We start from the raw sequence: 20,898 nt of genomic DNA on the forward strand, positions 1-20,898 counted from the left end.
GGATTGTGAGAAATCAAAGACTTACGGGCGAATTACAAAATGAAAAATCGCCTATTGTCACTCTCAGCGCAGCCCGGTGCGCCACTTGGCGACGCAGCTACGACGTCGACGATACGCGCGCTCAGGTTTCGACCATCTATTGGGAGCCGACCGCGAACAACGCGAACATGTTCCGGTTCCGCGATGTCTATCGCGACACCGTGCTTGCCTACGCCGATCAGGTGCGCAAGCCGGGCAAGACGCTGCCGATCTCGCTGAACGCCCTTCAGGTTCTCAAGGCCCTCTTCGCCTTCATGGACGGCAAGACCGGCCGCTGCGATCCGAGCCTGGACAGCCTCGCCAAGCGCAGCCGCCTTTCCCGACGTACCGTGGTTCGCCAACTGAAAGTTCTCCGCAAGGAGAACCTGGTCAACTGGGTGCGCCGAACGGTGAAAACCGGCAATGCCGCCGGCGAAGGCCCCAAGCGCCAACAGACCAGCAACGCCTATTTCATCGATCTTGCGAAGCTGCCTGTCGAGATCGGCCGCACGCTGCGCCAGAAGTTGGGCGACAAGCTGCGGGAGACAAGCCGCAAGCTGGTAGGCTCAGGCCCCGTGCCGTCACGCATCGCCGGCAAGACGGCCAAGCTGCTGGCGAACATCACAGGCTCTCTGTCCGCACCTGGAGCGCGTGAGCGCGCCGAACGACGCTCACTCGTTGGCGGCTCGATGGCGGATCGCATGGCGCACATGTACCGCAACGACCCTGCTGCATTGCGGGAGCATGAGGAAATGCTCGGTCTTTCCTTTGGGGTGAGTGCGAGTGCCAACTTGGCATTGTACCCCTCCCCCAGAACAGAAGAGAGAAAGGACAGAAGGCGCTAGGGCGCCTTCAGGCGCAGGATTTGTATTGCCCCCATGCCTATCGGGACGTTCCCCGTCTCCTTCGCAGCCCAAGCGGCAGCGGAGTGCGGGGCGGCTTGCGCCGCCCATGGCTATCAGGGGGGCAAGAGCAACGGTCGTGCCAATCAGCGGCCGTCGCGCGGGCGGAAAACGCCCGCCCGGTCGAGGCTCGAAATCGCACCGCCAGGTGCATCAATCCGCATCAGCGATACTCGGCAGGTATCGTGAGGCCGGCCTAGGCTCTGGGCCGGTTTGCGGACCTCCCCAAAACGCATCAAAACCGACACGAAAAGTGCGCGGGCGAGGTGGGGGGAAAAGCCCGCGCCGAGGGTCGGCAACGAAGGCGTTCGAGCGCGTAATATTATTTCACGTCGTCGCAATGCGTGCGATCGGCGAGTTCGACAGGAGTACAGGCCATATTGTCACTTAAATGTTGACACTCACTGCGTGTCACATATAAATGACAATATGGAAACGCAGCAGACTCCGCTCTTCGCGAACTGGTTTAACGGCCTTAGGGACCGCAAGGCACAGTCGAAGATCGCGGGTCGCATCGCCCGAATTGAACTCGGGCTAATGGGTGATGTGAAGTCGGTTGGTGATGGCGTTTCCGAGGTGCGTATCGATTTCGGTCCCGGCTACCGCCTCTATTTCACCCGCCGGGGCGAGCAATTGATTATTCTGCTGATGGGTGGCGACAAGTCTAGCCAGCAGCGGGATATCGCAAAGGCCAAGGAACTGGCCGCTCAGATACCGTGAGCGGCCGCAGATGGGACAAGCCAGGAGGCAGTACCATGTCTATTGAACTCACCCGCTTTGATGCGGCCGAATATCTTTCTGAGCCCGAAGATCAGGCAGAACTGCTCGCAGATGCGCTCGAAACCGGCGATGCCCACATCGTGGCAAAGGCGATCGGCATCGTTGCCCGCGCCCACGGGATGACGGAATTGGCAAAAGAAACCGGCATCAAGCGCCAACAGCTGTACCGGACGCTGGGCCCTGACGGGAACCCGACGCTGGAAACCATGCTGAAGGTACTGCCGGCGCTTGGCCTGAAGATTCGGTTCGAAGCGGCCGCCTAAGCAGGACGCCTCTGCGGCCAAGGCACCAGTCAGATGGGGTCAGTTTACAAATGGAAATTTGCTTGACAGAATTCTAAATTCGCCCATTGTTGAGCGGCACGTAAAGGGAACAACCGATGCCGAAGCAATTTCCGTGGGACTACCATCCGGATCTCACCGCTGACCGTCTGACCGAAATTGCTCTGCTCATCCGACAAGGCCGCCATGACGCAGTCGAGAGATTCGACAGTGATATTGGGGACGATGGATGGACACTCGGCTGCCGAGCATACAAATTCGGACAGTTTCGCATACTTCAGGCTAACGAAGCTGACTCGCACCCTTGGCTGACCATCGTCGATCCCAGCATGAGGTTTATTTTCGGCATCGGATTGGTCCCGGTAAGATTCTATCGCGGCGATGCAGACGAACCGACCAACAAGACATGCCGCGTTGCCTTTCCTGAATTGGATCAGTTGGCAATTGCTTTTCCCGAGGAAGAATCGGAACCGCTGATTTATCGATTTGCGGTCGAAACCGATTTTGACGGTTCTGTACTTGCTATCAAATTTGTCGGCCTACGACATAAGCAGGCTGTGCTGGTTTGGGAGGTACCGCTGCCGATCGCAACGGTAACCAAGTTCATTCCAATCGCGGTCGAGGACGAAGGCGTCGAACTCCCCGAACCCAAGGTGGGCTTGTTGGGCGACGACGAAGATACCGCCAAGGATGCCGGCTAGATTCGCTGCCCGAAATTAGTCGCGATTAAAAAGTACGAGCACTCATATGAAAACAGGCGATCAATTCGCCGGCGACCAGCTGCGTCTTGCGCGGCTGGCGCACGGATTCACCCTCGAAGAACTCGGCTTAAAGGTCGGGATGACTCGGCAATACCTTCACCAGCTCGAAACCGGGGTCAAACTAGGCACAAGTGCCAACGTCGAGCTGCTAGCCGACGTTTTGGGCGTTACGCCATACTTCTTCTTTCAAAGTGCTAAACTGCCTGTGCAACCGGAGCAATGTCATTTCCGCAAACAGGCCACCACGCCCGTATCCATTACCAGCCAGGTGCTTGCGCGTGGGACACTGCTGGATCAGTTGGTGGAGCGGCTCGATAGCGCGTTGAAATTACCCCCAGTCAATTTCCCTCAGCATGCAATTGAAACTGCCGAAGACATTGAATTTGCCGCAGAAGAGTGCCGGAAACACTGGAATCTTGGTCTCTCAGGTCCGATCACCAACATGATGCGGGTGGTTGAGAATGCGGGAGCTATCGTTGGTTATTTTGATGGCATCTCTGAGCGCGTCGACGCTTTGTCCATGGACCGGCGGCGCCCACTCATCATTCGAAGCGAGGCAAAGCCTGCCGCCTGCCGCCTTCGCTTTGATCTAGCGCATGAATGCGGGCATTTAGTCATGCATCGCGGCGTGCATACGGGTTGCCGAGAAACTGAAGGTCAGGCGCACCGCTTCGCTGGCGCATTTCTGCTTCCGCGCTCTGCTTTCGCACGTGAATTCCCTCGAAGTCGGAACCTAGATTGGTCAGCGATTTTTGCCCTGAAGGCCCGCTGGAAAGTGTCAGCTAGAGCCATAATTCGTCGTGCTTACGATCTTGGGCTAATAACCGCTGACAAATATCGAACAGGCAATATCCATCTCAACAAGACGGGACAGAGCAAGGTTGAGGCACTCGACAACGAGATTGTCGCCGAACAACCCGAACTTCTCGACACGATTTTCCGAACGCTTGAGCGCGGAGGATCGATTGCTCTACGTGAGATCGCAAATGGTGCTGGCATTTCAGACGGAATGTTCGAAGTGCTGGTTGGTCGTCGCCTTCCATTTGCGCAGATCGCAGATGCAGGAAATGTCGTGCGCCTATTCAGCGGTATCAGCTAGGGACTATCTTCACCCGCTCCCTAAACCGCACCGCCTCGACGCCCAGCATATCGTTGAGTTCGAGGAACACGGATTGCAGCGGCTCGATCTCCAGCTCGAAGAAGGCATCGGTGGCCTTGGTGACGTCGCCAAAGCCGCCGGCGTTGGCCGGCACGATGCCGAGCAGCTGCGGCGGTACGCGGTGCGCGGCCAGTACGTCGTCGCGCGTCGTGTTCTTGATGCCGAGGAACTCGTCCTTGGCGCCGGCCTCGGCGATCGGCAGCAGTCGGATCGAGTTTTCCTTGCCGTCCGGGGCGTGGATGAAGAGGTTGCGGAAGTTGCCCGGCCCCTTCGACTTCTTCAGCGCCTGCCGGATCGCCTCCACGTCACCATCCGCGAACTGCCCGGTCGCATGCAGGATGTACCCCGCGTGGCTCCCGTTCTCGTAATAGCGGCGGCGGAACAGCGTGGCGTTCTCGTTCAGCAGGGCTGACTGCAACGCGGAGAGGTACTCAGGCAGTCCGTAGATCTCCTGGTTGACGTCGGGCGCCATCAGCTGATGCACGCTGCCCGGCTCGAACTCGCTTTCGTTCTGGAAGCCGGGCACCCACCAGAAACGGCCCGGCTCCACGCCGCGTCGCACGTACTTCGCAAGGCAGTGATCGATGCGCAGCACACCGCCCAGGCGGTTGCGGACCTGCTGGACATAGGCGTTGCCCATCACGAGGTAGTCCTGCACCAGCCCGGCAAAGGCCTTGCGGCTCAGACGCGATGCGGGATCGAGGCTGGCCGCCAGCATGTTGCGCTTCAGGATGATCGCGCTCGAATGGTGCGGCGAGGCGCGATAGGCCCGCGCCAGCCCGTCCAGCGGGATCGGCGGCTCATACCAGCGCGAATTGTGCCAGCATTCGAGCATGTCCAGCATCGTGGCCCGGCTCAGCACCGGTTCGGGATCCCCGAAGGTGAACGCCTCCACCGCGCCACCGCCCTCTCCCGCCGGCACGATCGCGCCCTTGGAGGCTGCGGCCGATTCCTGACGGCTCATTGCCCGCACATTCTGGCGGCGCGTACGCTTGCTCATTCGATGATCTCCATCGTGCTCCTGGGCTTTTCCTTGCCGTCGAGCGGTTCGTTCATGAGGATGTGCATGGTTGCCCACGCAAGGTCGGCGTGGCCGTCGTCACCGCCGCGCCCGGCCTTGAAGGTGACGTTGCGGCCGCTGGTGGTCAGCGTCTTCTTGATCGAGACGAAGGCCGAGACGATATCGAGATAGCCGACGTCGAACAGCAGACGCCCGCGCCGGATCACGTTCTGCGCCTTCATGATCATCTGCGCCTTGAGTTCGAGCGAATACTCGATCTTGGCGACTGCGCAGCCGGGCATGGCGCCGGGCTTCGCCAGCAACTGGTAAACGCCGGCGCCCACGCCGGTCGCGTCGATGCCCAGATAAGTGCAGTTGTACCGGCTGAGCATCGCCTTGATGAATTCGGCCTGCTGCTCGAAGTCGAGACCGCGCAGCGGGTGCCGCTCAAGGATACGGAACTGCCCGCCTTCCATCAGCGGCGGCGCGGCGATGACCAGCGCGGCATTGTCGCCGTTCTCGCTTTCCTGCGGATCGTAGCCCGCCCAGACCGCGCGATTGCCATAGGGTCGCGCCGCTTCGATGTTGAAGTCGGTCCAGTCGACAAGGCTGTCGGCACCGCAGGCGATCATATCGTTGAAGCGGAAGGCCGACTGGCTGTCGTCCACGAAGTCGCACATGAACAGGTTCGCGAATTCGTCGGGCGCGTACTCGTCCCTCAGTTCGTCGATGTCGAACAGGTCGCAGCCGCCGGCCTCGGCGTCGAGGATGTTGACGATGTGCCGCCAGATCCGGTCAGGGCCGACGCTGCCCGCCGCAAGCGCGGCATGGCTGACGTCGATCGAGACGCGCTCTTCCTTCTTCCGGCGCCGGTTGCGGCGCTCGCCGGTCCAGTAGGGATAGGCCGGATGGGCAACGCTCGATGGCGTCGAGAAGTAGGTTTTGCGCCACTTCTTGTGCGTCGCCATGCCCGAGGCGACCTTGTTCAGTTCCTCGAACGAATGGACCCAGAAGAATTCGTCGAAATAGAAATTGCCGTGGCGGCCCTGCGCCGTGCGGAAGTTGGTGCCGAGGAAATGGAGTTCGGCCGCCGCCTCTTCCTCCGGCCGCAAGTCCGAGGTGATCAGCATCGGATCACCGCCCAGCGTCACGCCCACCAGCTTGGCGAAGCTGACGATGTAGCTGCGGAACTGGTGCGCCTGGGCTTTCGATGCCGACAGGAAGATCTGGTTACGGCCGGTCTCGATCGCGTCGATCAGGGCTTCGAAGGCGAAGTAGTAGGTCGCGCCGATCTGGCGTGACTTCAGGATCATGCGGGTGCGCTGGCTCAGCGCGTTCCACCAGGTCAGCTGGTAGTCGTAGAGGCCCTCAAGGAAGATGCGCTTGAGTTCGGCCGCCTGCTCGGCGGTGAAGTGGTTCTTTTTCGGCTTCTTGCGCGCGCCCGCGTTCCGGTTGCCGACCTTCTCGTTAAGGTCACCGCTATGGCCGCCCGGCTGCTCATAGCGGCGCACGCGGGCAAGGCTTTCGATCTGGCGCGCCAGCGCGTCCATCTCGACCAGGTCCGCGCTGGTTTTCTTCTCCTTTGCGATCAGGGTCAGCAGGCGGATTTCCAGCCCGTCCTCGATCTTGCTGATCGAGGGGGCATCGTCCCACCGGTCGCGCTGCTTCCACGATTCAATCGTGGCGCGCGGGAGCGCCTTGCCATTGTCGCTCGCAACGCCGTGCAGCGCGAATTCCGCCGCGATCTGGCTCACGCCCCACCCGCGCCAGTAGAGGCTGCGCGCATGTCGGCGGGGATCGAATTTCCACGCTGCGGTCAGGCCGCCGGGTTCAGGTTGGTAGGGCATGGCGGCGACCATGGCCCGCAATTTGCCCCCCGATCACCGCCATCCATTTGGCTGGCCGCCCGGCCAAATGCTGCCCCTTGAGACAAGGCGCCAGACCCGCCCTTTTGGTCCCGTCAAAGCCCCCGCCTCGCTGCCGAGCAACTCAGGGAACCGGAACCGAACATGGCAAAGAGCAAGTTTTTCCGCGTCTTCGTCGAAGGCTTCACCGCCAGCGATGGCCGCAAGATCGAAGCCGCCTGGATCGACGACATTGTCGCGACGTTCAGCGCGGCCACTTACACCCCGCGCATCAACTGCGAACACATCAAGGGCTTCAGCCCCGAGCCGCCGTTCAATGCCTATGGCAGCGTCAGCGCCGTAAAGGCCCAGACCGATGAACTGGTGATCGACGGCGAAACCGTGCGCCGCCGCGCCCTCTACGCCCAGATCGAGCCCAACGAACAGCTGCTCAGGATCAACAAGCAGGGCCAGAAGATCTTCACCTCGGTCGAGATCTCGCCCGACTTCGGCGGTACCGGCAAAGTCGGCCTGATCGGCCTTGCCGTGACGGACAACCCCGCCTCGCTCGGCACCGAAGCGCTGTCGTTCTCCGCGCTCAAGCCGATGTTCGACGCGCGCAAGCAGCACCCCGACAACCTGTTCTCGGCCGCGATCGAAGCCGCGATCGTCATGGAGCCTTCCGGCACGGACAGTGCCGGCGTTGCCGATGCGATCCGCTCGGGCTTCGCCAGCCTTGCCACGATGTTCGGCCGGGGCGACACGGAAAAGCCCAAGGAAGAACCCAAGCCGAAGCCCGCCAATGACAATGGCTTCGACATTGCCGCCTTCAGCACCGCGCTGGGGGAACAGGTCGCGCTGGCCGTCAAGCCGGCCAACGACGCCATTGCCGCGCTTCAGGCGGATTTCGCCAGCCTCAAGGGCCAGCTGGAAACCACGGAACAGCCGCAGGACTTCACGCGCGCCCCGGCCACCGGCGGCGGCGGCAATGCCGCGTTCCTGACCGACTGCTGATCGGCCGCCCCCCTCCCCCGCGCCCCCTCCCCGCACGCCCGCCTTTCACCGGAGTACCTTCGCATGCAGACTTCCACCCGCCTGCTTCTTCACGCCTTCGTCGCGCAGGTCGCGAAGCTGAACGGCCTGCCCGCCGCCTTCACGGCGGTGCCGGGCAAGCTCGATGAATTCAACGTCTCGCCCGCCATCGAACAGCGCCTGCAGGCCAAGCTGCGCACGATCAGCGACTTCATGTCGCGCATCAACGTCATGCCCGTGGTCAACCAGCAGGGCAGCCGCGTCGGCGTGGGCGTGAACCGCTCGCTGGCAAGCCGCACCAACCGCGCCGCCGGCAACCGCCGTTCGCCGGGAGACGTCACCGGCTCCGACCAGATCGACCAGTACCTCTGCAAGAAGACCGACTACGACTACGCCTGGTCCTACGAACTGCTCGATGCCTGGGCGCACATGCCCGAGTTCCAGCAGTTGTGCCGCGACGCGGTGCTGGCGCAGAAGGCCGAGGACATCATGTGCATCGGCTTCAACGGCGTCGACGCTGCCGTGGAGACCGACCGCGATGCCTTCCCGCTGCTGCAGGACGTCAACTATGGCTGGCTGCATAAGATCCGCACTTATGCCGCAAGCCGCGTCATGGCCCACGGCACCAAGGACACCGCCAAGATCTACGTGTCGGCAGACGGCACGGCCGACTACGCGAACCTCGACGCGCTGGTGTTTGATGCGATCCAGAACCTGATCCACGATCGCTTCCGCACCGCGACGGACCTTGTCGTGATGGTCGGCGGCGATCTCGTCCACGACAAGTACTTCAAGATCATCGAGGAAGCCGGCAACACCGCCACCGAACAGGTTGCCCGCGACGTGATCCTGTCGAGCCGCCAGCTGGGCGGCAAGCCCACCGTGCAGGTGCCCTTCTTCCCGGCCGGCTCGATCCTGATCACCAGCTTCAAGAACCTGTCCTACTACTGGCAGATCGGCACCGCCCGGCGCGCCATCCTGGACAACCCGTCGCTCGATCAGATCGATAACTTCGAGAGCATCAACGACGCCTTCATGATCGAGGAATACGGCAAGTGCGCCCTCCTCGAAAACATCCAGCTCGGCCCGAAGGCGTAAGCCTTCCGCCGCCGCCCGCCCTCATCGAGCAGGAACGACATCATGACACCCGCACGTCTCCACCGGGAGCGCATGGCCGCCCTTGCCGCAGCCCAGGCCGCCGACCCGAAGCCGGTCGTCACCTCCGCTGAGGGCGGGCACCCCATTTCCGCGCCTTCCCATGCCACCAGCGCCGAACGCACGCCTGCGATGATCTATCGCGAGCGTGCGGCGGCCGAAGCCATCGTCGCCGCGCCGGAGCGGGCCACGTCCGCCGAACAGCGCACCTCCGCCCAGATCGTCCTGCGCTTCACGCATGACCTGCGCCGCCTCAAGGCCATCCGCTCGGTCGACCGCAAGATCGAGGCGAAGCGCGAAATGCTGCCCGAATACGCAGCCTGGATCGAAGGCGTGCTTACCGCCGACAGCGGCGCCGGCACCGGCGTTGCCGCCGAAGTCCTGCCGACCTGCATGGTCTGGCTGATCGACATCGGCGAATTCGGCCAGGCGCTCGACCTTGTGCCCTTCCTCTTCCGCCACCAGGTCGCCATGCCCGCACGCTACAAGCGCGACACGGCGACCATCGTGGTCGAGGAAATCGCCACTGCCGCCGCCAGGGCCCAGAACCTTGGCAACACCTTCCCGCTCGGCATCCTCGAACGCGTCGATGATCTCACCGCCCACCTCGATCTCCATGACGAGGTCCGCGCCAAGCTGGTGAAGGCGATCGGCATCGAGCAGCTGCGCGCGGCCGAGGAACTGCCCGCCGAGGACAGCAAGGCCGCGCTGGAAGCCACGATCGCCACGCTGCGCGACGCCCAGCGCCTCAATGACCGCATCGGCGTGAAGGATCGCATCAAGCGCGCCGACAAGCTGCTGTCCGCCGTGACCGCCGCCGAAACCGCCCAGACCACCGAACCCGGCAGCGATCCCGCTGCCTGACAAGCTCGCCCCCGGCGCTCAGGGGCGGATCGCGCGATGCGGGAGGCCTTCGGGCCGCAGGGCCGCCATCTGCCCCGATCCCCATCCCTGTTAGCCGGCGGGGTGCGCGGAGACCCTCATGTCTTTCGTATCGCTGCCGCCCTCTCCCGAGATCGAACAGCCGCCGTCGACGGAACAGGCCGTCAGCAACGACGGCTTCTTCCCCGACGTCGATCCCGCTGCCGTGCGCGAAGAGGCAAGGATCCCGACCAGCATCACGCCGGCGCGGCTGCGCGCGGCGATCCTCGGCGCGATCATGACCGTGGGCAACGACCTTGCCGCCTATGCCGCCGCCTGCAAGGCAGGCGGCTATGCCACGCTGGCCAGTGTCCCGGCCGAACAGCTGGATGGCCAGAGCGTGCAGCTGATCCGCTATCAGCGCGCGGTCGCCCTCTATGCCAAGGCCGAACTGGTCGAACGCCACCGCGACTTTGACACGACGGCCGCCGGCAACGCGCAGGGCGAGGATCTCACCACCTCGATCGGCGATCTGCGCCGCGATGCCATGCATGCCGTGCGCGACATCCTCGGCAAGCCGCGCACCACGGTCGACCTGATCTGATGGCCGCGCAGCAGCGCCTTACCGCCAAGGCCGGCGACAAGCTGGACCTCTTGCTCTGGCGCGATGCCGGGCTTGGCATTGCCGATCTGGCGCGCGTTCTCGACGCGAACCCCGGCCTGGCTGATCTCGGCCCCATCCTCCCCCTCGGCACCGTCGTGATCGTCCCGGCCTCGGCCGATGCCGGCACCGCGCAAGTGCTGCCCCTCGTCCAACTCTGGAGCCTTTGAATGTCGGACTTTCGCAGCATCCTTGAAACCACGGCTGAATTCGTCGGCTCGCTCAGCCCCTCGCTGATCGGATCCGCCGTCGCGCAGGCGTGGAAGCCCGGCCTGCCGTGGCGCCAGCGCTTCCTGCAGTGGGCAGTGGGCTCCACGGTCAGCTATTACGCCACGCTCGCGATCGTCGCCGTGACGGACTGGAACGGCTTTGTCGCCCAGTCGATCGCTTTTGCCATCGCCCTGCTCGCCTTTGACGCCACCCCGCGCGTCTCCAGGGCGGTGATCGATGCGCTCACCAGTCTCCCCGGTCGCCTCGCAGACCGCTTCCTCCCGAAAAAGGACTGATCGCCATGGCCACCAAAGCCAGCCCCCGGACCGCAAGCGCGCCGCGCCGCCGCGCGCTTGCCTCGCCCGATGCCTTCTTCGCCGCGCTGCGCAGCGTCACCGGCTCGCTGACGCAGGCCCAGGTCAACATCGTCAACGCCATCCTTGTCGCCGGTGCCCTCTGGCCGGCCAGCTGGATGGCCTATGCCCTTGCCACCGCCTGGCACGAAGCCCGCTTCAAGCCGCAGCGCGAATGGGGGCTCGGCAGGGGCAAACCCTATGCCGTCCCCGGCAAGTACGGCCAGTCGCAGTACGGCCGGGGCCTTGTCCAGCTGACGTGGGATCGCAATTACGAGTGGGCGGACAAGGCCCTTGGCCTCGGCGGCACCCTGCTGAGGAACTTCGATCGCGCGCTCGAACCGGATATCTCGGTGCGGATCCTGATCATGGGCATGGAGGCCGGCGCGTTCACCGGACGCAAGCTGGCCGACTACGTCAGCCCCACCGGCACCCATTCCGAATTCATCATGGCCCGCCGCATCATCAACGGCACCGACCGGGCCGATGATATCGCCACTTATGCCGATCGCATCCAGTCGGCACTGATCAAGGCAGGCTGGGCGTGACGCTCGGTCTTGGCCACCTCGCTCTTGCCGGCGCGCTCGCTTCGTGCGCCGCCGGCATCGGCGGTTTCTTCTACGGCACGCACGTCGGCGCCGCACAGGAACAGGCCGCCCGGAAGCGCGCGGACGATGCCGCCGAAGCGGTGCGCGCCAGACTGCAGGGCCAGATCGACGCCTCCACCGAACGCAGCCAGGCCGCCGAATACACCCGGCAGGCAAGTGTCAGGGAAATCTACCATGAAAGCCAGAAGGTCGTTGAACGCCCGGTCTATCGCAATGTCTGCATTGATGCTGATGGCGTCGGCCTGCTCGGCCGCGCAGCCGACGTCGCGAACGGCACGGGTGTCGCCAGCGCTGCTGGCGCCCCCGGCGCCGCTGCCCAGGGTGCAGCACAATAGCGCCGGAACCATGGACGGCGCCGACGCCCATAATAGCCTGACCGCGCTCTATGACGTCGCCGGGCAGATCCGCGCGACGCTGGTCGAACTCCAGGCGCAAGTCCGCACCGCCATGGGAGGCACCGATGCAGAAGGCCGATAGGCTGCGCCGCTGGCTCACCGCCTATATCCCCTACCTGAAGGTCCACCCGGACAAGCTGCAGATCTACATCGAGAGCGGCACCGTGAACGCGCGCCGCTCTGCCACGCTGTCGTTCGCCTATGGCTATACCGTGAAGGCCCTCTTCATGGACTACGCGGGCGATGCCAACGACATCATCGTGCCCCTGCTAGCGTGGATCCAGCGCGAACAGCCTGCCCTGCTGCGCAAGCCGGACAGCCAGCCTTTCGGGTTCGAAGCCCAGCTGCTCGATGCGGACACGGCCGACGTGGAATTCTCGATCGACCTCACCGAAAGCGTGCTGGTGAACCTGCGCGCGGACGGCAGCGGCTACGATATCACCACGCTGCCCGAACCCGATTTTACCGATGCCTTTGCCGGCGTCACCGCGACCTTCAGCGATGCATTTGCCGGCGATGAACCCCTGATGCTGGGCGGCGCCGACTGATGGACGATCTGGGCGAACTGGAGCGCATCGCCGGTGCCATCCTGCGCAGCCTTGAACCCGGCCCGCGCCGCGCGCTGATGCACCGCATGGCGCGCGACCTTGCCGCCAGTCAGCGTAAGCGCATTGCCGCCCAGCGCGATCCCGGCGGCGCCCCGTTCGAAGCGCGCAAGCAGAAGGCACCGCCGGTCTCAAGCCGGGGCGCCGCGTGCTTCCTCTATCCCGCCCACGGCAGCGGCGAACCGCGCCGGGTGATCATGAAAAGCTTCACATGGGGCACCGGCCGCATGCTCACCGGCTTCGATATCGAGGCCGGCGATATCCGTACGTTCGAGTTCGACAAGATCGTGAAGTGGCTCCCGGTCCCCGAGGAACACCGCAACACCGCCGGCAGCAGCCTGCGCCGGCAGGGAAGCCTTCGCCGCAAGGCCATGTTCCGCCGCCTCGCCAGCGCGCGATTCCTGCGCTCTGGCGTGGACGATCAGGGCATCTGGGTTGGCTTCACCGGCAAAGTCTCGCAGATCGCGGAGGTTCACCAGTTCGGCTTGCGGGACAAGCCATCGCTGCGCGCAAAGGCAGTTGCTTATCCGCAGCGCCAATTGCTTGGGGCGACGGCCGCAGATCGTGAGCGACTGCTAGACACCCTCCTCGCTCAGATTTCTCTGGTCTGAGGGTAGGCTCGTACGGCCACTTAGCGCCCTGAGTTGGTCGCCCGAAGGCCGATTTGACGCTCCAGGAACCAGCCCATCGGCTATCTCTTGCCGGTAGGGCCGATTAGGGTTTTGCCGTGTCAAGCGACGGTTGACGAACCGGCGCCATGTCGTGTATAGCTTGACACGTGGAAATCGAAAGCATCACTCACAAAGCGCTTTGCAAAATGTTCACCACTGGGATGACCAAGGGCGTTATAGAGCATCGCCGTGTGATCAACATGCTGCAATACATCGTGGATGCGGGTTCGTTTGATGAACTCGCGATTCCCCCGAATTTCGGCTTCCACCCGCTTACCGGGGAGCGGGCAGGTACATTCGCCATGACCGTCACCAAGAACTGGCGACTGACGTTCACTAAGGTTGACGAAACAACCATCGCCGACCTCAATTTGGAGGATTATCACTGATGGCTCTGCAGATGCATCCTTCGCTCCGTGTCCATGCGGGGGTCTGGCTCAAGGAAGAGATCGTGGATCCGTCCGGCTACACGACCAAGGACTTGGCAAAGCACTTCGGCGTTTCGCGCCAAGCCCTCAGCACCCTGCTGAACGGGCATTCGTCGATTTCGGCCGACATGGCGATCCGCTTCGAAAAGGCATTCGGGGTCAAGGCCGACACGCTGCTTCGCATGCAGTCGGCCTATGACCTCGCTGGCGCACGCGCGCATGAAGATGAGATCAAGGTAGAACGGATTGCACTAGCAGCGTAGCGCCCCTTATTGCCGCTCGAAGGCGGAATTGAGTTTCCCGAAAGCAGCCGCCCCTTCAGTGCCCCATGGAAAATGAGGCTACAGCCTGACCTTTCGAAGCCGTATGCGGACGCCCTTTATGGTGCGAGCCAATCCCTATCAGGGCGAGCAAGTTGCCGTGCGTTATTATATGCCATATCCAATGTAAGGCAGGTCGCAGCGCGATAAAAATCGGAATATCGTTCCACCACTAACGCGAGGTCTGCACGCGCGGGATCCGTCAGAGCGAGTGGAACAAGAAGCTGTACTTGGCCTTGGTAGTACTGGGGAATGGCTGTCTTATAGTTCCTTCGGGCTCTTTGCCATGCAGAATCTTTCGCGCCGCTCACTAGATTTTGCAATCCGAATGGTGGCATTGATTTGAGAGCATCAGGAAAGCGATCCACGTTGTCGGCTACTACATGCTCAACATTCATTCTGAGTTCTTTTCGGGTATCTAATACCAGAACTGAAGGATCGTCAAAATAATGAGCCATATCCGGCAGAGAAGGAAATTTATTGAGATCCCATTCTCCGCGCCGTGCCCACTTTGAGAAATGCCAATAAGAGTCGATTTCAGGTATCTTATTGCGAACAAGTAACATGTAAATCGGTTCTTGCGTGGGGGTTATGAGGCCTGTGTTCCAGCAGCAGAAATTTTCGTCTGCACTGACAGAAACTTTTTTCTCTTCTGCAATTCGTTGGTAGGTGTGGAGTACGTAGTTTTTGAGAATAGGCTTTGCTTGAGTGGAAGCAGTGTGCCGATACTCCCAATCTTCATTTTCAGCAAGATTTGCTAATGCCTCAATGTGTTCATTGAGTTTTGGCATCATAGCAAAATCCGAAAATTTTTCGGGCAGATCATATGGCTGGTACTTGGCCAACTTCACCTCCTGTGTTTGTGCGCTTCAACCACACAAAAGGCATTTGGGAAAAGGGTTTTAATTTCTGGGGTGTCGGCAAAGCCACGTCGGCATGTCCGCTTTTCCAATAGGACTGCTCGGTATCAGACATTCCACAATCGGCCCCTTGAAGCCACTGCATATCGAAGCATTTGGCCTGCCGCCCATCCCAATGCCGGGGGATAGCGCAAGCCCCTAGCCTGCCGCGACATGCGCGACATGGCCGATACTTCCTTCACCGCTGTCGATCTCTCGCGCATGTCCGTGCCGGATATCGTCGAGGATCTCGATTTCGCGACGATCCTTGCTGACTGCATCGCGCAGATGAAGGTCTACATGGCTGAAAGCGGCCTGACCTTCACGGGCCGCAATAGCGATCCGGCCACCAAGCTACTCCAAGTCTTCACCTATTTTGCCCAGCTGCTGCGCCAGCGGATCAACGATGCCGTGCGCGCGGTCATGCCCGCCTATGCCGTGGGCGCGGATCTGGACAACATCGCGGCCCTGTTCGGCATCGCCCGCCTGACAATCACGCCCGCCGATACGGACACCGGCACCGCAGCGGTCATGGAAAGCGATACGGAGTTTCGACGCCGCATGGTGCTGGCACCCGAGGGCTACTCCGTTGCCGGTCCCGAAGGCGCTTACGTGTTTCACGCGCTTTCGGCCGATTCCAACGTGCTCGATGCCACGGCGATTAGCTTCGATCCCGGCCATGTCATCGTCACGATCATGTCTCGCGCAGATGATGGTGCAGCTTCGCAGGCCCTCGTTGACGCTGTCTTCGCCTATGTCTCGGCGGATACCCGGCGGCCCTTGACCGACCTCGTTACTGTCCAGTCTGCCGATATCGTTCGCTATGGCGTGGATTACGATCTCGCCACCTACAGCGGCCCGGATGCCGCCGTAGTCCTTGCTGCCTCGCTTGCCTCGGTCGAAGCCTACGTCGCAGAAAGCCATCGCCTTGGCCGCGACGTTACCCGATCGGCCCTGTTCCGCGCCGCGCATGTCGAAGGCGTGCAGAATGTCGTCCTGCGCACGCCCGCCGCCGATATTCCGATTACGCGCCTGCAGGCGCCCTACTGCACCGGCATCAGCGCCCAGCTGGCGGGCACGGGCGAATGACTTACGCCTCCGTCCTCCCGCCTGCGTCCACTCCGCTGGAGAAAGGGCTTGAACAAGTCGCCGCACGCCTGACCGACCTTCCCACGCCCATCCGCTCGGTCTGGTCTGCCGCCGATTGCCCCACCACGCATCTGCCATGGCTCGCATGGGCGCTGGCGATCAGCCACTGGAAAACGGAATGGACGATCGCGCAAAAGCGTGCCGAAATTGCCGATGCAATCCCCTACCATCGCCGCAAGGGCAGCCGCCGCGCGGTGGAAGAGGTGCTTGCGCGCTATCACGCATCGCTTCGTATCGTTGAATGGCATGAGGCGAGCCCGCGCCAAGCACCTTACACCTTCGAGGTGCGCGCACCTGCGGCCGAGATCCCGGCCAGCTTCCTGACCGCCGACACGGCCAACGCGATCATACGCGATGTCGCAGTGGCCAAGCCGGCCCGTGCCCACTTCAATTTTGTGCAGACGCTGGAATCGCAGGCGACCCTTTTCATGGCCGCCGGCGGAATGATCGGAGCCATGCACCGGGCCGATTACGCTGCCGTGCACGACACTAGCCGGGACTGGTCGATGGTCCTGCAGACCGATGATGGCGAGCCGATCCGCGATGAAGACGGCAACTTTCTGGAGGACGAGTAATGGCCGCGCTTTCCCTCAAGCTGACGGACGCGGGGCTTGCTGCCGTGCAAGGTGCATCGGGTTCTGACCCGGTCTCCATCACGCACCTCGGGCTGACCGCGACCGCGTTCGACTACGCGCCCACGCTCGTGGCCCTGCCCGGTGAATTCAAGCGCCTGGAGGTGGCATCGGGCACGGCATCCGCCCCCAACATCACCCACCTGACCGCCTACGACACGTCTGGCGACAACTGGTCCATCACCGGGTTCGGCCTGTTCATGGGCGACGGTCAGCTGTTTGCGGTGCACACCAGCGCCGCTGTCATCATGACCAAGGCCGAACTGGCATTCGGCCTCATGGCTTTCGACATTGCCTTCGATTCCGATCTCGCTGCCAACATCGATTACGGGAATGCCGTCTTCGCATACCCGCCTGCCACACAGCAGGCCCGGGGCGTTGCCCGTCTTGCAACGCAGGAACGCGTCGACGCGGAGGAAGATGGCGAGGACGACGCAGAAACGATCGTCACGCCCAAAACCCTACGTCAGCGCCTGCAGGCGCTCAGCACGGCGGTGAGCGCAAGTATCGATGCGCTCAACACTGCTTTGAACAATGGGCTCAACAGCCTCAGCACGGCACTTGATGCCGGACTGGAAACGCTAAGGCAGCGCCGCATCGTTGGAGGTGGCCTCGTTACGGGCGGCGGCGATCTCTACGCGGATCGCACGCTGACTGTCACGGAGGCCGACGCCGAGGACATAACGGCGGGCACTTCTGGCACCAAGGTTGTAACCCCGCGCCGCCTCGGCCCGATCTCGATGTCACTGGCCCAGAACGGTTTCATCCGGTTCTTCGGTTTCCAGATCGTCTGGGGCCGCTTCACCGCCGCAGCCAACGGCACCACCCCAGTCTGGTTCATCGAGCCGTTCCCGTCCGCTTGCTTTGCCGCCGTTGTCAGCGGCGTGACCAATCTCGGCGCGGATTCGAAGGACAATACTCCGGCCGTCATTGCCTCTTCCATCACCAAGGATGGCTTCAACGTTTTCAGCGCTGATGACGAAGGCGATGTCACCTGTTTCATCGCAGTAGGATTTTAACACGTGGCGAAACTCAGCTCCATTTTGCGCGCGGCGCGGCTGATCGACTACGACGGCCGGACGGTATCGGCGATGCTCGACCTCCTGAAGTTCCGTCCGAACCTTTTGGGCAAACAGTCGCTGAACACGCTCGATGACGTCAGGTCGGGCATCGACATCGGCAACACCCTGCCGGACGGTTCCCGCATCAAGTTCTCGTTCAGCGGGTCCACCAATCGCCTTACGGCGGGCCTTGACGATGCCCTGCGCTGGTTTGCGGCCAAGGGCTTCTATGCGCCCAAGGGCAGCAAGCTGACGCTCGGCTCCACCAATCTGCACAACCGCGAAACAACCTATGCATGGGGTGTCGCGGGCGGTCAGGGAAAACCCGTGATCGCGCTGGATTATGCCGGCAAGTTCATCACGCATAAGGTGCAGGTGCGCGGCACCGGCGAATTCCTGTCCAGCGTTACGGTGGCGGGCGATTTCAGCGTTGCCGGCAGCTTCAACATCGGCAGCATCAGCCCAACTCTCCGCGGCTTCGCGGGCGGGGGCATTGAACGCAGCGTGGAAGCCGACTGGGCGTGGGCAATCCATGGCGCCACCAAGCGCCCCGTGATCGGCGTGCGCGATGGCGACGTGCACCTTTCCCGCGCAGGCAGTTCTGCCAAGATTTCGATGCTCTATGCCGATGCCGCCAACATGGCGCGCGGCCGCTCGGTCACCGGCACCCCGCACAACATCCAGATCCTGCGGCTGAGCACCGCGCTTTACAATCTGATCATCGGCTACGGTCAGTCGCTTATGTCGGCGCAGGAAGGCTGGCCGGCGCTTCCCCGCACGGCAGAGCCCAATACCTTCATGATGGGGCAATCGATCCGACCAGCGACAGCCACGGCCGCAGGATACGATACGCAGGGAACCGCAGCGTTCAACCCGCTCATTTCGACGGTGGAGGCGCAGGTCAACTCGGGTCGCGCGCCTCTGGATGATGCCACCGTCGCGGCACTTCCGGCCGGAAGCAGCGCCGAGGGTGAGGCTATCATCACCGGCGCCGTCCGGCACCTTGCCCGCGCCTGGAGCGATCAGGCAGGCGCGCCGACGCGGAATTTCGTGGCGGTCAACACCGCTGTGAACGGCCGGACGATCGAGGCGCTGAGCAAGGGCGCTTCGCCCGATCTCTATTCGCGCAGCACGGGCGCGGTAACGAAGTTCAAGGCGCTGGCCGATCCGCTTGGCAGCAGTGCCGTTGCTGCCGTGCTTTGGGCCCAGGGCGAGTGGAACTACGTCACCACCTATGGCGGCACCACGGACGGTCCTGGCTATCTCGCGCTACTCAACCAATTGCGCGCTGACCTCAACGCCGACATTGCCGCCATAACCGGCCAGACCAAGCCGCCCGCGTGGCTCACTTACATTACGTCGGGTTCCTACGTGCGCGACAACGTCGATCTCTCGATCAGCAACGCGCAGGTTGACTGGGCACTGTCCACGCCGGGCGTGTGGTGCTTCGGCCCCGCCTACCCCGTCACGGACAAGGGCGGACACCTGAACCCCAACGGCTATCGCTGGATGGCCGCGCAGGCAGGCAAGGTGCTGCGCAAGGTCATGGTCGAACGGACCGGCTTCGAACCGCTGGCTCCCATCAAGATCGAGGCTATCGGCAAGACGATCTACGTCCACTTCGCGCCGTCATCCCCGCTCCAGTTCCGATCTGCCTACGTCCAGAACGTGGCCACGGACTATGCCGCCAAGGGCTTCCGGGTTTCGGACGATGCAGGCACGCCCAATGTGGCCTCGGTCGAGATCATCGGCGGCAGCATCGTGGCAATCACGCTGGACCGGAAGCCCGGCGCCAACGCGTTCATCTGGTACGCAAGCCAAGCGACCGCCGGCAGCGGCAACCTGTGTGACAGCGATCCCACGCGTTCCGACGATGTGTTCGAATACCTCGCCGGAACCGGGATGTACGCGGCCGAGAACATCGCTGCGCTGGTCGGCAAACCCTACCCCCTCTGGAACTGGTGCGTGCCCTTCAAGCGCGCCGTTGGTTACTCTCGCTAGGAGCAAGGACGCATGTCCCTCATCATCAATATCCCTGACCTTGACGACAGCGCGAGCCAGCTGGGCGTTCTTATCGAAACCGTGGCGGGCTTCCCTTCCGATGGCCTGCAGGGCCTGTACCTGTTCGAGGACGGCGCCGTGGTCACGGGTTCGATCACGGGCAACACGCTGACGGTCACCGCTGTCGCCGCCGGCAAGCTGGCTGTCGGCCAAGTGATCACCGGCACCGGCATTACCGCAGGCACCACGATCACGGCGCTGGGCACCGGCACCGGCGGCACTGGTTCCTATCAGGTCAGCGCGGCGCAGACTGTTGCTGCAACCACGATCAACACGGCGCCCACGCAGGCCATCGACAGTTCGGGCAACGGACGCACCGCATCGCTTGTCACCGGCTCCACCGTCACGCGCATTGCAGAGGGCGTGAAGACCGGGGACGCGCTGGGCAACGGCTTCTTCTTCGACGCGCCGATTGATTACACGGGTAGCTGCTCGGTCGTCGGCGTCATCCGCAACCGCGTACCGCTGTCCACCGCTTCGTCGTACCCGGTGATCCATTCAAAGACCAATTACTATGGGTCTGCCGGTGTGGGCGCTGGTTTCGTGCAGGCCGTCGTCACGGCGAACGGCGCGCTCTTCGTGAACAACGATTCGACCGGCGCCACTGACCTTTCCAACATCTCGCTGCTGAACACCAAGGCCGCAGGCGGCGCGTGGACTGGCGCCGGGTCGGGTCGACCCGGCGGCTCTAACGTGGCGCCGCGTGCAACGTGGGAAGCGTTCGCGCTTTCGGTGAACGCCGATACGGGCGAGCTGATCCTGCGGGCCAATGGCGCGACCATGACGTTCACCTCGCCCGCCGATCTTACTGCCTTCCTCGGCCCGGCGGGTCATCATCTCTTCGGGTACGGACGCTATTCCGTGCCCAACACCACGCTCGGCGATATGGGGCTCTTCGGAATCTACGCCGGCGCGAAGGACGTGGCAGGCCTCGATACCCTGATCGCCTCTGCAAAGGCGCGGATGGCGCTGCGCGGTGTGGTGGCAGCGTAACCGCGCCGAGGCACTTCACGGCGCTCAATTTGCCCTCTACGGAAGGGGGCTTCGGATGT

Annotated in this window: 26 protein-coding genes; 23 read left to right on the forward strand and 3 right to left on the reverse strand. The window is 62.7% G+C overall.

What is annotated here, in order from left to right; genetic code table 11:
• Positions 1 to 167 precede the first annotated feature (167 nt).
• The 5 genes from CA833_RS00005 to CA833_RS00025 all read left to right on the forward strand — a co-directional run bounded on the left by CA833_RS00005 (position 168) and on the right by CA833_RS00025 (position 3,841).
• Positions 168 to 863 carry a helix-turn-helix domain-containing protein gene (locus CA833_RS00005; RefSeq protein ID WP_207078823.1) on the forward strand — a complete coding sequence of 232 codons (696 nt, stop codon included), beginning with the start codon at positions 168 to 170 and terminating at the stop codon, positions 861 to 863.
• A gap of 486 nt (positions 864 to 1,349) precedes the next feature.
• Positions 1,350 to 1,640: a type II toxin-antitoxin system RelE/ParE family toxin gene (locus CA833_RS00010; RefSeq protein WP_207078824.1), complete on the forward strand. Its 291-nt coding sequence runs from the start codon at positions 1,350 to 1,352 to the stop codon at positions 1,638 to 1,640.
• Between the two features lie 35 nt (positions 1,641 to 1,675).
• Entirely contained in the window at positions 1,676 to 1,963 is a 288-nt protein-coding gene (locus tag CA833_RS00015; RefSeq protein WP_207078825.1) for an addiction module antidote protein, read from the forward strand.
• Between the two features lie 116 nt (positions 1,964 to 2,079).
• Positions 2,080 to 2,682: a hypothetical protein gene (locus CA833_RS00020; RefSeq protein ID WP_207078826.1), complete on the forward strand. Its 603-nt coding sequence runs from the start codon at positions 2,080 to 2,082 to the stop codon at positions 2,680 to 2,682.
• Positions 2,683 to 2,728: 46 nt separating this feature from the next.
• Positions 2,729 to 3,841 (forward strand): ImmA/IrrE family metallo-endopeptidase, encoded by a 1,113-nt coding sequence (locus tag CA833_RS00025; RefSeq protein WP_207078827.1) that lies wholly within the window; start codon positions 2,729 to 2,731, stop codon positions 3,839 to 3,841.
• On the opposite strand, the gene CA833_RS00030 is transcribed toward CA833_RS00025, so the two are convergent.
• Positions 3,834 to 4,901 (reverse strand): phage portal protein, encoded by a 1,068-nt coding sequence (locus CA833_RS00030; RefSeq protein ID WP_207078828.1) that lies wholly within the window; start codon positions 4,899 to 4,901, stop codon positions 3,834 to 3,836. The genes CA833_RS00025 and CA833_RS00030 overlap by 8 nt on opposite strands.
• Positions 4,898 to 6,748 (reverse strand): terminase large subunit domain-containing protein, encoded by a 1,851-nt coding sequence (locus CA833_RS00035; RefSeq protein WP_207078829.1) that lies wholly within the window; start codon positions 6,746 to 6,748, stop codon positions 4,898 to 4,900. Before CA833_RS00035 ends, CA833_RS00030 begins: the two co-directional genes overlap by 4 nt.
• A 162-nt stretch (positions 6,749 to 6,910) precedes the next feature.
• Between CA833_RS00035 and CA833_RS00040 the strand changes: the two genes are divergently transcribed.
• The 13 genes from CA833_RS00040 (at position 6,911) to CA833_RS00100 (ending at position 13,987) form a co-directional block, all read left to right on the forward strand.
• Positions 6,911 to 7,759: a GPO family capsid scaffolding protein gene (locus tag CA833_RS00040; protein WP_207078830.1), complete on the forward strand. Its 849-nt coding sequence runs from the start codon at positions 6,911 to 6,913 to the stop codon at positions 7,757 to 7,759.
• A gap of 63 nt (positions 7,760 to 7,822) precedes the next feature.
• Positions 7,823 to 8,875, forward strand: coding sequence for a phage major capsid protein, P2 family (locus tag CA833_RS00045; protein ID WP_207078831.1), 1,053 nt, complete (start codon positions 7,823 to 7,825; stop codon positions 8,873 to 8,875).
• Positions 8,876 to 8,917: 42 nt separating this feature from the next.
• Complete coding sequence (gpM, locus tag CA833_RS00050; RefSeq protein WP_207078832.1) at positions 8,918 to 9,796, forward strand: phage terminase small subunit; 879 nt, start codon at positions 8,918 to 8,920, stop codon at positions 9,794 to 9,796.
• Positions 9,797 to 9,914: 118 nt separating this feature from the next.
• Positions 9,915 to 10,397 (forward strand): head completion/stabilization protein, encoded by a 483-nt coding sequence (locus CA833_RS00055; protein WP_207078833.1) that lies wholly within the window; start codon positions 9,915 to 9,917, stop codon positions 10,395 to 10,397.
• Complete coding sequence (locus tag CA833_RS00060) at positions 10,397 to 10,624, forward strand: tail protein X (protein ID WP_142633710.1); 228 nt, start codon at positions 10,397 to 10,399, stop codon at positions 10,622 to 10,624. The genes CA833_RS00055 and CA833_RS00060 overlap by 1 nt, the downstream gene beginning before the upstream one ends.
• The gene (locus tag CA833_RS00065) at positions 10,625 to 10,960 is read left to right on the forward strand and encodes a hypothetical protein (protein WP_207077930.1); all 336 of its coding nucleotides are present in this window, start codon (positions 10,625 to 10,627) and stop codon (positions 10,958 to 10,960) included.
• A 5-nt stretch (positions 10,961 to 10,965) separates the two neighbouring features.
• Positions 10,966 to 11,565 (forward strand): hypothetical protein, encoded by a 600-nt coding sequence (locus CA833_RS00070; RefSeq protein WP_207078834.1) that lies wholly within the window; start codon positions 10,966 to 10,968, stop codon positions 11,563 to 11,565.
• Positions 11,562 to 11,960 carry a hypothetical protein gene (locus CA833_RS00075; RefSeq protein WP_207078835.1) on the forward strand — a complete coding sequence of 133 codons (399 nt, stop codon included), beginning with the start codon at positions 11,562 to 11,564 and terminating at the stop codon, positions 11,958 to 11,960. Before CA833_RS00070 ends, CA833_RS00075 begins: the two co-directional genes overlap by 4 nt.
• Entirely contained in the window at positions 11,947 to 12,102 is a 156-nt protein-coding gene (locus tag CA833_RS00080; protein ID WP_242526185.1) for a hypothetical protein, read from the forward strand. The genes CA833_RS00075 and CA833_RS00080 overlap by 14 nt, the downstream gene beginning before the upstream one ends.
• Complete coding sequence (locus tag CA833_RS00085) at positions 12,086 to 12,568, forward strand: phage tail protein (protein ID WP_207077926.1); 483 nt, start codon at positions 12,086 to 12,088, stop codon at positions 12,566 to 12,568. The genes CA833_RS00080 and CA833_RS00085 overlap by 17 nt, the downstream gene beginning before the upstream one ends.
• Positions 12,568 to 13,236, forward strand: a complete 669-nt coding sequence (locus CA833_RS00090; RefSeq protein WP_207078837.1) for a phage virion morphogenesis protein — start codon at positions 12,568 to 12,570, stop codon at positions 13,234 to 13,236. The genes CA833_RS00085 and CA833_RS00090 overlap by 1 nt, the downstream gene beginning before the upstream one ends.
• Before the next feature lie 167 nt (positions 13,237 to 13,403).
• On the forward strand, positions 13,404 to 13,685 hold the full coding sequence (locus CA833_RS00095; RefSeq protein ID WP_207078838.1) for a type II toxin-antitoxin system RelE/ParE family toxin: 282 nt from the start codon (positions 13,404 to 13,406) through the stop codon (positions 13,683 to 13,685).
• Positions 13,685 to 13,987, forward strand: coding sequence for a HigA family addiction module antitoxin (locus CA833_RS00100; protein ID WP_054944953.1), 303 nt, complete (start codon positions 13,685 to 13,687; stop codon positions 13,985 to 13,987). The genes CA833_RS00095 and CA833_RS00100 overlap by 1 nt, the downstream gene beginning before the upstream one ends.
• A gap of 116 nt (positions 13,988 to 14,103) precedes the next feature.
• Here CA833_RS00100 and CA833_RS00105 read toward each other — a convergent pair whose 3' ends face one another.
• Entirely contained in the window at positions 14,104 to 14,889 is a 786-nt protein-coding gene (locus tag CA833_RS00105; RefSeq protein WP_207078839.1) for a DUF3825 domain-containing protein, read from the reverse strand.
• 237 nt (positions 14,890 to 15,126) lie between these two features.
• Here CA833_RS00105 and CA833_RS00110 point away from each other — a divergent pair, with 237 nt between their 5' ends.
• From CA833_RS00110 to CA833_RS00130, 5 genes are read left to right on the forward strand one after another with little or no spacing between them, the layout of a single operon-like run.
• Positions 15,127 to 16,032, forward strand: a complete 906-nt coding sequence (locus tag CA833_RS00110; RefSeq protein WP_207078840.1) for a baseplate J/gp47 family protein — start codon at positions 15,127 to 15,129, stop codon at positions 16,030 to 16,032.
• Positions 16,029 to 16,667: a phage tail protein I gene (locus CA833_RS00115; protein ID WP_207077919.1), complete on the forward strand. Its 639-nt coding sequence runs from the start codon at positions 16,029 to 16,031 to the stop codon at positions 16,665 to 16,667. Before CA833_RS00110 ends, CA833_RS00115 begins: the two co-directional genes overlap by 4 nt.
• Positions 16,667 to 17,743, forward strand: a complete 1,077-nt coding sequence (locus CA833_RS00120) for a hypothetical protein (protein ID WP_207078841.1) — start codon at positions 16,667 to 16,669, stop codon at positions 17,741 to 17,743. The genes CA833_RS00115 and CA833_RS00120 overlap by 1 nt, the downstream gene beginning before the upstream one ends.
• A 3-nt stretch (positions 17,744 to 17,746) precedes the next feature.
• Positions 17,747 to 19,786, forward strand: coding sequence for a hypothetical protein (locus CA833_RS00125; RefSeq protein ID WP_207078842.1), 2,040 nt, complete (start codon positions 17,747 to 17,749; stop codon positions 19,784 to 19,786).
• A gap of 12 nt (positions 19,787 to 19,798) precedes the next feature.
• Positions 19,799 to 20,839, forward strand: a complete 1,041-nt coding sequence (locus CA833_RS00130) for a hypothetical protein (protein ID WP_207078843.1) — start codon at positions 19,799 to 19,801, stop codon at positions 20,837 to 20,839.
• The last annotated feature ends 59 nt before the right edge of the window (positions 20,840 to 20,898 follow it).

This window comes from Novosphingobium sp. KA1, from assembly GCF_017309955.1.
Taxonomy (GTDB): domain Bacteria; phylum Pseudomonadota; class Alphaproteobacteria; order Sphingomonadales; family Sphingomonadaceae; genus Novosphingobium.